The organism is Plastoroseomonas arctica (genome assembly GCF_018128965.1).
In the GTDB taxonomy this organism is placed as follows: Bacteria; Pseudomonadota; Alphaproteobacteria; order Acetobacterales; family Acetobacteraceae; genus Plastoroseomonas; species Plastoroseomonas arctica.
Map to the genome: position 1 here is coordinate 79,088 of NZ_JAAEDH010000001.1, position 11,236 is coordinate 90,323.

13 protein-coding genes are annotated in these 11,236 nt (G+C 66.9%); 7 read left to right on the top strand and 6 right to left on the bottom strand.

The window, feature by feature from the left end:
- Positions 1–3 precede the first annotated feature (3 nt).
- From GXW79_RS00400 to GXW79_RS00415, 4 genes are all read left to right on the top strand, one after another.
- Positions 4–966 carry a tripartite tricarboxylate transporter substrate binding protein gene (locus GXW79_RS00400; protein ID WP_246503589.1) on the top strand — a complete coding sequence of 321 codons (963 nt, stop codon included), beginning with the start codon at positions 4–6 and terminating at the stop codon, positions 964–966.
- A gap of 2 nt (positions 967–968) precedes the next feature.
- Positions 969–1,934, top strand: coding sequence for a type 2 periplasmic-binding domain-containing protein (locus tag GXW79_RS00405; RefSeq protein ID WP_211872234.1), 966 nt, complete (start codon positions 969–971; stop codon positions 1,932–1,934).
- A gap of 248 nt (positions 1,935–2,182) precedes the next feature.
- Positions 2,183–2,320, top strand: a complete 138-nt coding sequence (locus tag GXW79_RS00410) for a hypothetical protein (RefSeq protein WP_246503618.1) — start codon at positions 2,183–2,185, stop codon at positions 2,318–2,320.
- A gap of 2 nt (positions 2,321–2,322) precedes the next feature.
- Complete coding sequence (locus tag GXW79_RS00415) at positions 2,323–3,468, top strand: hypothetical protein (RefSeq protein ID WP_211872235.1); 1,146 nt, start codon at positions 2,323–2,325, stop codon at positions 3,466–3,468.
- A gap of 50 nt (positions 3,469–3,518) precedes the next feature.
- On the opposite strand, the gene GXW79_RS00420 is transcribed toward GXW79_RS00415, so the two are convergent.
- The 6 genes from GXW79_RS00420 to queA all read right to left on the bottom strand — a co-directional run bounded on the left by GXW79_RS00420 (position 3,519) and on the right by queA (position 8,578).
- Positions 3,519–4,073: a VUT family protein gene (locus GXW79_RS00420; RefSeq protein WP_211872236.1), complete on the bottom strand. Its 555-nt coding sequence runs from the start codon at positions 4,071–4,073 to the stop codon at positions 3,519–3,521.
- Entirely contained in the window at positions 4,070–4,792 is a 723-nt protein-coding gene (queC, locus tag GXW79_RS00425; protein WP_246503590.1) for a 7-cyano-7-deazaguanine synthase QueC, read from the bottom strand. Before queC ends, GXW79_RS00420 begins: the two co-directional genes overlap by 4 nt.
- Before the next feature lie 178 nt (positions 4,793–4,970).
- Positions 4,971–5,996, bottom strand: a complete 1,026-nt coding sequence (queG, locus tag GXW79_RS00430; protein ID WP_211872238.1) for a tRNA epoxyqueuosine(34) reductase QueG — start codon at positions 5,994–5,996, stop codon at positions 4,971–4,973.
- Positions 5,983–6,435 (bottom strand): preQ(1) synthase, encoded by a 453-nt coding sequence (gene queF, locus GXW79_RS00435; protein WP_211872239.1) that lies wholly within the window; start codon positions 6,433–6,435, stop codon positions 5,983–5,985. Before queF ends, queG begins: the two co-directional genes overlap by 14 nt.
- Positions 6,432–7,541 carry a tRNA guanosine(34) transglycosylase Tgt gene (gene tgt, locus GXW79_RS00440; protein WP_211872240.1) on the bottom strand — a complete coding sequence of 370 codons (1,110 nt, stop codon included), beginning with the start codon at positions 7,539–7,541 and terminating at the stop codon, positions 6,432–6,434. The genes queF and tgt overlap by 4 nt, the downstream gene beginning before the upstream one ends.
- Positions 7,538–8,578 carry a tRNA preQ1(34) S-adenosylmethionine ribosyltransferase-isomerase QueA gene (gene queA, locus GXW79_RS00445; RefSeq protein ID WP_367614765.1) on the bottom strand — a complete coding sequence of 347 codons (1,041 nt, stop codon included), beginning with the start codon at positions 8,576–8,578 and terminating at the stop codon, positions 7,538–7,540. The genes tgt and queA overlap by 4 nt, the downstream gene beginning before the upstream one ends.
- A gap of 135 nt (positions 8,579–8,713) precedes the next feature.
- On the opposite strand from queA, the gene GXW79_RS00450 reads away from it, so the two are divergent.
- The 3 genes from GXW79_RS00450 (at position 8,714) to GXW79_RS00460 (ending at position 11,231) form a co-directional block, all read left to right on the top strand.
- On the top strand, positions 8,714–9,037 hold the full coding sequence (locus GXW79_RS00450; RefSeq protein ID WP_211872242.1) for a hypothetical protein: 324 nt from the start codon (positions 8,714–8,716) through the stop codon (positions 9,035–9,037).
- Positions 9,030–10,037, top strand: coding sequence for a hypothetical protein (locus tag GXW79_RS00455; protein WP_211872243.1), 1,008 nt, complete (start codon positions 9,030–9,032; stop codon positions 10,035–10,037). The genes GXW79_RS00450 and GXW79_RS00455 overlap by 8 nt, the downstream gene beginning before the upstream one ends.
- Before the next feature lie 126 nt (positions 10,038–10,163).
- Entirely contained in the window at positions 10,164–11,231 is a 1,068-nt protein-coding gene (locus GXW79_RS00460; protein WP_211872244.1) for a TRAP transporter substrate-binding protein, read from the top strand.
- Positions 11,232–11,236: the final 5 nt, after the last annotated feature.

Sequence of the window (11,236 nt, forward strand, 5' to 3'; positions counted from 1 at the left end):
ACCATGATCACACGCCGCCTCGGCATCGCCGCCGCCGCGCTCCTCGCCGCGCCCGCGCTGCGCGCGCAGCCCGCCTGGCCCGCGCGGCCGATGCGCATCATCGTGCCCTTTGGTCTCGGCGGCAGCGCGGATGTCGCGGCGCGGTTCCTGGCGGAGCCGTTGCAGCAGGCGTTCGGCCAGCCCTTCGTCATCGAGAACCGTCCCGGCGCCGGCGCCTCCATAGGCACCGAGGCGGTCGCGCGCGCGGCACCTGATGGCCATACCCTGCTGCTGATGTCGAACACCCACACCGCCAACGAGACGCTGCTGCCGAACCGCCCCTACGTGCTGCTGCGCGACCTCGCTCCGGTGGCCGCGATCAACGTCGCCTATCACGTGCTGGTCGTGCACCCCTCCGTTCCGGCGCGCAGCCTGCCGGAGCTGATCGCGTACCTGAAGGCCAATCCCGGCCGCGTGGACTACGCCTCCTCCGGCCCCGGGACGCCCTATCACATCGCCGGCGAGGTGTTCGCGGCCATGGCGGGGGTGGAGCTGAACCACATCCCCTTCCGCGGCTCGAATGAGGCGCGGACGGCTGTCATCGCGGGGCAGGTGCCGATGATGTTCGATGCCATCCCCACCATGCGCGAGCAGATCAGCGGCGGGCGGGTGATCGGGTTGGCGACGACGGGGCCCAGCCGCAACCCGCTGCTGCCGGAGCTGCCGCCGGTGGCGGAGACGCTGCCGGGGTATGAGGCCTCCATCTGGTTGGGGCTGATGGCGCCGGCCGCGGTGCCGCGGCTGATCGTCGACCGGCTGAACACCGAGGTGAATCGCCTGCTGTCGCTGCCGGCGACGCGGGAGGCGCAGGCACGCGCCGGGGCGCTGCCGCTGGTGATGTCAGTCGATGAGTTCCGGGCGTTCTTGGAAGCGGATGTACTGCGGCAACGCGAGTGGATCCGCATGGCGCGTATTACGGCGGGTTGAGCATGTCCGAGGTGTTGACGCTGTCGCTGGGGTGTTCGCTGTCGGACCGGACGCGGCCGGTGATCGATGGGCGGGTATCCATTCCGAATGTGCGGTTCCAGGTGGTGCAGGGGGAGCCGGAGGATCTGTTCCGCCGCGCCCTGCGGGAGCGGGCCTTCGAGATCGCGGAGCTGTCGATGGGGAGCCACATCGTCACCTCGGCGCGGGGGGATAGCGCGTATATCGGGGTGCCGGTCTTCTTGAGCCGGTCGTTCCGGCACAGCGCGATCTATGTGCGGAAGGATCGGGGGATTGCGACTGCGGCGGACCTGGCCGGGTGGGTGATCGGGCTGCCGGAGTATCAGCAGACGGCGGCGCTGTGGGTGCGCGGCATTTTGCGCGAGCAGTATGGGGTGGATACGCGGGCGATCCGCTGGCGGATCGGGTCGGAGCGGATTGCGATCACGCTGCCCGAGGGGTTCGACGTGGCGCCGGCGGGGGAGAGCCTGGATGTGGCGCTGGCGGAAGGGCGGATCGATGCGCTGATCGCGCCTCGGCCGCCGGGGTGCTTTTTGAACGGGACGGCGCCGGTGGCGCGGCTGTTTCCGGATTATCGGGCGGAGGAGGAGGCGTGGCACAAGGCCACCGGATTCTTCCCCTTGATGCATTGCCTGGCGGTGCGGCGCGATGTGGTGGAGAAGCATCCGTGGCTGCCGGTGGAGCTGTTCCGGGCGTTTGCGCGGGCCAAGGCGATGTCCTTGGAGGAGCTGGCGCAGGTGAATTTCCTGCGGGTGTCTCTGCCGTGGATTGCGGCGGAGGCGGCAAAGCAGAGCGCGTTCATGGGGGGGAACCCCTGGCCGTATGGGTTTGCGCGCAACCGGGATGAGATTGCGGCGATGATCCGGTTTGCGGTGGCGGATGGTCTGGCGGGCAGGGTGATGGAGCCGGAGGAGCTGTTTCACCCGAGTGTGCTGGGGCTGGCGGAGTAAGGTGGTAAGGTGGCTTTACCGGGTGGGGTGGGGTAAGTGGTTGATTTCGTTGGGTGTATGGTAAGGAAGTAAGGTTTTCCAGTATTTTTACTGGCTTCGCGAAGGGCAGGGCGCGCGTCGGCTTCGGCTAATATTTCTATAATGCGCCGGGGGGCCAAAAGCAAGCGTTCCGGCTGGGCTTGCCGGATATGCCGGCGCGCGGGACGGCGGTGTTGTGCGTCATTGTGTTCACGATGAGCCTATTCATCATGCTGCTGGCGTGTCGGGCGAAGGCGCAGCTGCAGATGGAGTCGAAGATCGGGACTCTGGCGGGGCCTCTGGTGGCTGGGTTGGCAGGGTATGGGTTGCTGCGGGTGGCCCGGCAGGATGTGGCGGGGAGGGGATAGGGATGGATTTGAACTCGGTTAAAGCCAGAGCGCGGAAGGCAACTGGTCCGCTAAAGGTAGCAGACCCAGGATCTGAGTATTGGGGCAATCGGACGAATGCAGGCCGTTCGCTTCCGCCCTACTATCTTGTCTACTTTCTTTTGGTTGATCTTTTGAATTTTAGAGATCTCGGGCGCAGTGAAAAGATAGCTTTTTCAATTCCTATAAAAATCAATAACACAACACTCATGATTGAATATCGTAAATTCGGCCTTGGAATTTTTGTCAAAGATTCTGTTGACGAGGTGGCAGCAGATAAAGCAGCAAAATTTATTCGTGCGGGAGTTGAGGCCGCGCAGCCGTATTTTGAATCCCTCGCAAGCGCTGCGGCCAAAGGTTCATCTCTAAATGTCAGAAACAACGCTGGAGAGCTTTTTGAGAGATTCACTTTCTTTGCGGAGTGTTACGCGTCAAAAATAAAAGAGGCAGAAGAAAGAAAGGATGAAAGAATTAGGACTAAATTACCACAAACTGGTAGTGCTTTAAGCGGTTATTCAATCACCTTTCCTTCGTACGATTTAAGTCGGGAAGCACGATGGTATGGCACAGCGGCCATAGAAGCATTTTTCAGCTGGACCGAGCACGTCTTCATTTTAATCGCTATACTCCAGGGAAAAATTGCAACCGGTGATGACATTGCAATCATCGCTGGAATAGAATGGAAGGAAAAATTCAAAAAATCGCTAGATATTTCTGACGCACTTACAAAAAAATTCTACGATCAACTGACACTACTTCGTAGTCAGGTGAGGAATTTTGTTGCCCACGGTGCCTTTGGAAAGAATGGCGAGGCGTTAAGCTTTCATTCTTCGGTTGGTGCTGTTCCACTGATTCTGCCAAGTCAACGATTGAAGAAAAAATTTATATTCGGAAATGGCATAGATTTTTTGCTTCCGGAAGCAATAAAAACAATTCAAGATTTTATTAGTCATATGTGGTCTGGAGATTTGTCTCCAGCGAAAATATACATAGAGACTGGACTTCCACTCATATTATCTTACGTAATCAACGGCAGATACAATAGCGCAATGATATCAGACGAAACAATGGAGGAATTTACTCATTTTCTTGGCCGCATGGTTGATGATGCAGCGAATATGGATTGGTGATAGGTCTATTTTGACGCCCGACCTGCGTCTGTGATGCATCTTTCCCCACCTTACGCCGCCCCCATCCCCAACCGCTCATCCCGCCGCCGCAGCAGCACAATCAACGGCAGCGCCGCCAGCACCATCCAGCTTTTCCCGATCACCTGCCCCCACAGGTAGGTCAGGCTCCCGAAGGCCAGCGTCAGGAACACGATGCTGTCCACCACCAGGCCCACAAAGCTGCTGGCGGCGACGGCGGTCAGCAAACCGCGTTTTTGCAGCGGCGTGTAGATGGCCAGGTCCGCGGTCTCGGAGATCAGAAAGGCGGCCGCGGAGGCCAGCACCAGCGCCGGCGGCGCGATCGCGGCGCTCAGGACCGTTCCCGCGAGAATGGCTGCAAACGTGTAGCGCAGGCCGAGGCGGCGCTGCACCAGGTCTCGCAGCACCAGGGCGGCGCCGATCATCAGCACGCCCGAGGGTGCGGTGATGCCGGGCGCCACCGGGATCAGGCAGGGGCCGTTGGGCACGCAGAAGGTGCCGACATTGCCGATCAGCCAATTGGCCGCGGGGATGCAGAGCGCGAAGGCGGCGAGGAAGACAAGGCCCTCGCGGGTGCGGCGTGTCATGGGGTGCTCGTCCAGGATTGCCAGCCGGTGCGGCGGAGGTCGCAGGCGGGGCAGGTGCCGCAGCCGTAGCCCCAGGGGTGCCGGGTGCTGCGGTCGCCGAGGTAGCAGCTATGCGTGTGTTCTTCCACCAGGGCCGTCAGCGTGGTGCCGCCGAGGCGGTGGGCCAGGTTCCAGGTGGCGTGTTTGTTGCGCCACATCAGCGGCGTGTGGAGGACCAGGCGGGTTTCCATGCCCAGGTTGAGGGCGACCTGGAGCGCCTTGATCGTGTCGTCGCGGCAGTCGGGGTAGCCGGAGTAGTCGGTCTCGCAGACGCCGGTGACGATGTGTTTGGCGCCTCGGCGGTAGGCCAGCGCCCCGGCGAAGGTGAGGAAGATGAGGTTGCGGCCGGGGACGAAGGTGGTCGGCAGGCCATTGGCACCCATGGTGATGGCGGTTTCGCGGGTCAGGGCCGTGTCGGAGATGGCGCGCAGCGCGTCGAGGCTCAGCGTGTGGTCCTCGCCCAGCTTCGCGTCCCAGGCCGGCCAGGCCGCGCGCAGCTGCGCGAGGAACGCCTGTCGCACCTCCAGCTCCACCGCGTGCCGCTGCCCATAGGCGAAGGCGAGCGTCTCGACGTGGGCGAAGCGGTCGAGTGCCCAGGTCAGGCACGTCGCGCTGTCCTGCCCGCCCGAGAACAGCACCAGCGCCGTGTCGCCGCTCGCATTGTTCCTTGGTTCGGTCAAAGGCGCTGTTCCTCCGTCCCGGCCACGCATTCGCAGCGCGCTCGGGTGGCGTCGGAGTCAAGGATCGCCGCAGGCGACCGGCGGAGCCGGCGCCCCCCGCGGCGGAGCCGCGAGACACCATGCGCGTCCTTGATGCCGGTGCCGACCGGGCGCGAGGCTGGAGTGAACCGGGCGACCCTCACAACCGCGCCACCGCCCAGCGCGCCGCTTCCGCCACCACGGGGTCCGCATCCTCGCAGCGGGCCACCGCGTGCTCCCGCAGCGCAGCGCTCCCGGAATTGCCGATAGCGATCATCACGTTGCGCACGAAGCGATCCCGCCCGATGCGCTTGATCGGCGATCCCGAGAACAGCGCGCGGAACCCCGCATCGTCCAGCCCCGCGAAATCCGCGAGCAGCGGGGCGGTGAGGGAGGCGCGGGGCGCGAAGTCGGGCTCGGCATGGGCATGGGCGAATTTGTTCCAGGGGCAGACGGCCAGGCAATCATCGCAGCCGTAGATGCGGTTGCCCATGGGCGCTCGGAACTCCTCCGGGATGGGGCCCGGGTGCTCGATGGTGAGGTAGGCGAGGCAGCGGCGGGCATCGAGGCGATAGGGCGCTGGAAAGGCGTCGGTCGGGCAGATGGACAGGCAGGCGGCGCAGCTGCCGCAATGGTCGGTCTCGGGTGGGTCGGGGGGGAGGTCGAGCGTGGTAAAAATCTCGCCCAGGAACAGCCAGGAGCCGTGGGTGCGGGAGACGAGGTTCGTGTGCTTCCCCTGCCAGCCGAGGCCGGCCTGCTGGGCGAGGGGCTTTTCCATCACCGGTGCGGTGTCGGTGAACACCTTCACCTGCTCGGCGGGGTGCGCCGCGACGATCCAGCGGGCCAGCGCCTTCAGCCGCTTCTTGAGCGTCTCGTGATAGTCGCGGTTGCGCGCATAGGCGCTGATGGAGGCACGCTCCGGCTGGCCGAGCGTCGCGAGCGGGTCGTCCTCCGGCGCATAGGAGAGTCCGAGCGCGATGACGGACACCGCCTCCGGCCACAGCGCCTGCGGGTGGGCGCGCTGTTCTGCGCGGCTCGCCATCCAGTCCATGGCGCCGTGGTGGCCCTCGGCGAGGAAGGCGTTGAGACGCGTGCGGGTCGCGTCGGGCAGCGTGGCACGGGTGATGCCGACAGCGTCGAAGCCCAGGGCGCGGGCCTGGGTGCGGATCGCGTCAGCCGCGGCCACGATAGGGTTCGACCTTCTGGTCCGGGATCCACACGCCTTCGGGCGCCGGGCTGGACTGCCAGAACACGTCGATCGGGATGCCGCCGCGGGGATACCAGTACCCGCCGATGCGCACCCAGGTCGGGCTCAGCAGCGCCACGATCCGCTGCGCGATGTCGAGCGTGCAGCTCTCGTGGAAGGCGCCGTGGTTGCGGAAGGATTGCAGGTAGAGTTTCAGCGACTTGCTCTCGACGATCCATCCATCCGGAACGTAGTCCAGCACCAGGTGCGCGAAATCCGGCTGTCCCGTGAGCGGGCAGAGGCTGGTGAATTCCGGCGCGGTGAAGCGGATGCAGTAGCGCAGCGCGGGGTGCGGGTTGGCGACGCGCTCGAGCAGCGCCGCCTCGGGCGAGGCGGGGGTGGGCGTGGTGCGTCCAAGCTGGGTGAGGTTTTCGGTCATGCGGGGTCCAGGGCGGCTTCGAGGCGAGTGGCCACCGCTTCGAAGCGGCCATCGAGGATGGCGGCGCGCAGCGTGCCGGTGACCTGCTGGTAATAGGCGATGTTGTGCCACGTGAGCAGCATCGGCCCCAGCATTTCCTCGCATTTGAACAAATGGTGCAGGTAGGCGCGGGAATGGTTGCGGCAGGCGGGGCAGGCGCAGCTGGCGTCGAGCGGCGCGCCGTCATCGGCGTGGCGCGCGTTGCGCAGGTTGAGCTGGCCGGCGCTGGTATAGGCGCGGGCCGTGCGGCCGGAGCGGGTGGGGATCACGCAGTCGAACATGTCGATCCCCCGCCGCACCGCGCCGATGATGTCGGCCGGCGTCCCCACCCCCATCAGGTAGCGCGGCCTGTCCGCCGGCAGCAGCGGCGTGGTCACGTCGAGCGTCGCGAACATCGCCTCCTGCCCTTCGCCCACCGCGAGGCCGCCGATGGCATAGCCCTCGAAGCCGATGGCGGTCAGCGCCGCGACGCTCTCGGCGCGAAGCTCAGCAAAGGTGCTGCCCTGGACGATGCCGAACAGCCCGTGGCCGGGGCGGGCGACAAAGGCATCGCGCGATCGCGCCGCCCAGCGCATCGACAGGCGCATGGACTCCGCCGCCTGCTCCTCGGTCGCCGGGAATGGGGTGCATTCGTCGAAGCACATCGTCACGTCGGCGCCCAGCAGATGCTGGATCTCGATGCTGCGCTCGGGCGTCAGGCGGTGCTTGGAGCCGTCGATATGGCTCTGGAAGGTGACGCCATCCGCGTCGAGCTTGCGCAGCCCCGCAAGCGACATGACCTGAAAGCCCCCCGAATCGGTCAGGATCGGCCCGTGCCAATCGGCGAATTTATGCAGCCCGCCCAGGCGCGCGATCCGCTCCGCCGTGGGGCGCAGCATCAGGTGGTAGGTGTTGCCCAGGATCATGCGCGCGCCGGTGGAGCGCACGGCGTCCGCCGTCATCGCCTTGATCGTGCCGGCGGTGCCGACCGGCATGAAGACCGGCGTGGGCACCTCGCCATGGGCGGTGTGTAGCGTGCCCGCGCGGGCGGCGCCGTCGATCGCGGCCGCGGTCCAATGCAGCGTCATGGCGCGCGCTCCAGCAGGCAGGCGTCGCCGTAGGAGTAGAAGCGATACCCCCCCGCGATCGCGTGCGCATAGGCGGCTCGGATGCGCTCACTCCCCGCGAAAGCGCTGACCAGCAGCAGCAGCGTCGAGCGCGGCAGGTGAAAATTTGTCAGCAGCAGGTCTGCGCTGGCGAAGCGATGGCCTGGCAGGATGTAGATGTCGGTGAGCCCGCGGAATGGCGCGATGCCGGTCGGCGTCGCAGCCGATTCCAGCAGCCGCAGCGCGGTGGTGCCGATGGCGATGACGCGCCCGCCCGCCTGGCGGGTGGCGTTGATCTCGGCCGCAGCATGCTCGGTTACCTCGCCCCATTCGGCGTGCATGCGGTGTGCGCGGGCGTCGGCATCCCGGATCGGCAGGAAGGTGCCGGCGCCGACATGCAGCGTCACAGTGCTCCGCGTCACGCCGCGCGCCTCCAACGCCACGAGCAGGGCAGGGGTAAAGTGCAGGCTCGCCGTGGGTGCCGCGACGGCGCCAGGGCGAGCCGCGAAGATCGCCTGGTAGTCGGCGCGGTCGCGCGCGGTCGGGCCATGCTCACGGGTGATGTAGGGGGGAAGGGGGACTTCGCCCGCGTGCTCCAGTGCGGCCTCCAGCCCGGGGCCGAAGCGCAGCAGCGCCGCACCGCCCTCCTGCCGCTCCACCACCGTGCAGTCGAGCGCCGGCCCGCCTTCGATCACGAGCGTATCGCCCGCATGCAACCGGCGCGCATTGCGGATGAGCGCATGCCAGCGCCCCTCGCCCTCGGCGCGGTTGAGCATGATCTCGATCCGCGCCTCGCCGCGCCGCGCGTGCAGGCGCGCGGGAATGACGCGCGTGTCGTTCACCACCATGCGATCACCAGCGCGCAGCAGGCCCACCAAGTCGGGAATGCGCAGATCGGTCAACCGCTCCGCCCCCACCTGCAGCAGCCGCGCCGCGTCGCGCGGTTCGGCAGGCCGCTGGGCGATACGCTCCGCGGGCAGGTCGAAATCGAAATCATCGAGGGAGAGTGGCTGCGGCACCGGGCGCCGGTAGCCCCTGGGACCGGCGGGCGCAAGCGCCCCGCGCCCGCAACGCTGCCGATTCTTCATCCCCCCGCCATGGGCGGCGCGGCGCCGAGGCGCTAGCCTTCCCCAACGGGACCAAAGGAGGGCGTGATGATCTGTCGTCTCTGGCGCGGCTGGGCGACGCCGCAGAATGCCGATGCCTACCAGGCCATCGTCCTGGGCAAGGTGATCCCCGAAATCGAGCAGCGCCACATCCCCGGCTTTCGCCAAATCGACGTGCTGCGCCACGACCGGGCCGACGAGGTCGAGTTCTGCACGATGATGTGGTTCGACAGCCTGGACGACGTCCGCGGTTTCATGGGCGCAGACTACACGGCGAGCCACGTCATCCCCGAGGCCCGCGCCGTACTCAGCCGCTACGACTCCCACGCGACGCATTTCGAGGCGCTGGATCGCCGCGTGCAGCATGCTTAACCCGGCGCGCGTCCTCTTCACGCTTGCGCTGCTCGCATTGCCGCTCGCGGCACAGGCGCAGCCCTTCACCTTCCTCGCCTTCGGCGACATGCCCTATTGCCGCCCGGGCGACGCCGCGCATTGCGAGCAGGAACAGCGGCGCCTCGACACGCTGATCGGGCGCATGAACGCCGCGCAGCCAGCCTTCTCGGTCTTCCTCGGCGACACCAAGGCCGGCAACGAGGCCTGCACGGATGCCATCGTCTTCGTCCGCACTGCGCGCTGGTTCGGACTGTTCGACCATCCCCTGGTCTATACGCCGGGGGACAATGAATGGACCGATTGCTGGCAGCCGCGCGCCGGAGGGCATGACCCGGTGGCCATTCTCGCGCGCCTGCGCCAGGCCTTCTTCGCGCGGCCGGAGAGCCTCGGGCGGGTGACGATGCCGCTGACCCGGCAGGCGGATATCGACCCGGCCAACACCACCTTCGTGGAGAATGCGCGCTGGGAGCATCACGGCGTCGTCTTCGCCACCGTGCATGTGGTGGGCTCGGACAACAACCGTCCGCCCGAGACGGGCGCGCAGCCGCCCGGCGCGGCCGAGGAATTCCCCGCCCGCGACGCCGCCAACCGCGCTTGGGTGGCCGCCGCCTTCGCCGAGGCTGAGCGCACCGGCGCATCGGCGATGGTGCTGATGTTCCAGTCCGACATGTTCTTCCGCGACCGCTGCGGCTTCGGCGATATCGAAGGCGTGCGCGCCACCCGTGCGGCGATTGCGGAAGCCGCGGCGAGGTTCGCCCGCCCGGTCCTGCTGCTGCATGGCGACAGCCATTTCTTCCTGGCCGACTACCCGCTGCGCGATGGTTCGAACCGCGTGCTCGGCAATGTGCTTCGGGTGATGGTACCGGGGGCCGAGGATATCCGCGCCGTGCGGATCGAGGTGGACCCCACTGCCGCGGAGCCCTTCGCGATCGCCCCCCTCGGGATCGCCGATCGCCCCCGCGGCCCGACCTGCCCCTGAACGGGCAGGCCGTGCCGCGCGCGGCGGCAATCCCGCGCCGGCGCGGGTTTTCGTGGCCCCCAAGGTGGATTGCGCGGCCTGCACCGGCCGGGCAGCATCCGCTCCTCGGATAGGGGGAGTTTTGGGATGTTGCGTTCGCTGATGACGGTCCTGGGCGCGATGCTGGCGCTGCCCGCCCTGGCGCAGATGCCCGCGAGCCTGCCTGCCGGCCCGCGCGTGCCGATCGTGGCCGTGACGCAGCCGCTGCCGACGCAGCCGCAATACACCCGTGTCGATGTGCCCTACCTGCGCGAGATGATGGCCGCGCGCACGGGCGGGCGGATCGAGGTGAACCTGTCCACCCATGCCGAGCGCAACCTGGGCGGGTCCGAGATCGTGCGCCTGGTGCGCTCCGGCCAGGCGGACATCGGCGGCGGCACGCTGACCACGCTGTCGGGCGACGTGCCCATCCTCGACGGCATCGATCTGTCTGGCCTGGCGCCGGATATCGCGGTGGCGCGGCGCATCGCCGATGCGGTGCTGCCGGTGGCGAACCGGGACCTGGAGCGGTTCGGCACGCGGCTCGTGCTGATGTATCCGTTTCCCGCGCAGGTGCTGTTCTGCCGCGCGGCTTTCACCACGCTGAACGATCTGCGCGGGCGGCGGGTGCGCACCTTCGGCAATTCACTGGTGGATCTGATGACGGCCATCGGCGCGCAGCCGGTCTCGATCGGCTTCCCGGAAGTCTATTCGGCGCTGGAGCGCGGCGTGGTCGATTGCGCCATCACCGGTACCGGCAGCGGAGCCGCGGCGCGCTGGCCCGAGGTCTCGACCCATGTCTCGACCTTGCCGCTGTCCTGGGCGGTCGCGGGGTATCTCGTGAACGTGGCGTGGTGGAACCGGCTTGATCCGGCGGTGCGGACCTTCCTCGAAGGCACCTTCGCGGAGATGCAGGACAAGCTGTGGGAGCTGGGCGCGGCCGCGACGCGCGACGGCATCGACTGCAACATCGGCAATACCGCCGCCTGCCGCATTCACAACATCGCGGCGCGGCCGATGACGGAAGTGGTGCCCACCGATGCCGACCGCGCGCAGGTGCGGCAGATCTTCGAGAGCACCGTCCTGTCCGGCTTCGTCCGCCGCTGCGGCGCGCGCTGCGGGGAGGTGTACAACCAGGTGATCGCGCCGCTCTCCGGTATCCGCTTCGGCGGGTGAGGGCG

Excerpts from the sequence above, each read along its gene's own strand:
- GXW79_RS00400 (WP_246503589.1), top strand. The coding sequence starts at position 4 with ATGATCACACGCCGCCTCGGCATCGCCGCCGCCGCGCTCCTCGCCGCG.
- GXW79_RS00405 (WP_211872234.1), top strand. The coding sequence starts at position 969 with ATGTCCGAGGTGTTGACGCTGTCGCTGGGGTGTTCGCTGTCGGACCGG.
- GXW79_RS00410 (WP_246503618.1), top strand. The coding sequence starts at position 2,183 with ATGCTGCTGGCGTGTCGGGCGAAGGCGCAGCTGCAGATGGAGTCGAAG.
- GXW79_RS00415 (WP_211872235.1), top strand. The coding sequence starts at position 2,323 with ATGGATTTGAACTCGGTTAAAGCCAGAGCGCGGAAGGCAACTGGTCCG.
- GXW79_RS00420 (WP_211872236.1), bottom strand. The coding sequence starts at position 4,073 with ATGACACGCCGCACCCGCGAGGGCCTTGTCTTCCTCGCCGCCTTCGCG.
- queF (WP_211872239.1), bottom strand. The coding sequence starts at position 6,435 with ATGACCGAAAACCTCACCCAGCTTGGACGCACCACGCCCACCCCCGCC.
- tgt (WP_211872240.1), bottom strand. The coding sequence starts at position 7,541 with ATGACGCTGCATTGGACCGCGGCCGCGATCGACGGCGCCGCCCGCGCG.
- GXW79_RS00450 (WP_211872242.1), top strand. The coding sequence starts at position 8,714 with ATGATCTGTCGTCTCTGGCGCGGCTGGGCGACGCCGCAGAATGCCGAT.
- GXW79_RS00455 (WP_211872243.1), top strand. The coding sequence starts at position 9,030 with ATGCTTAACCCGGCGCGCGTCCTCTTCACGCTTGCGCTGCTCGCATTG.
- GXW79_RS00460 (WP_211872244.1), top strand. The coding sequence starts at position 10,164 with ATGTTGCGTTCGCTGATGACGGTCCTGGGCGCGATGCTGGCGCTGCCC.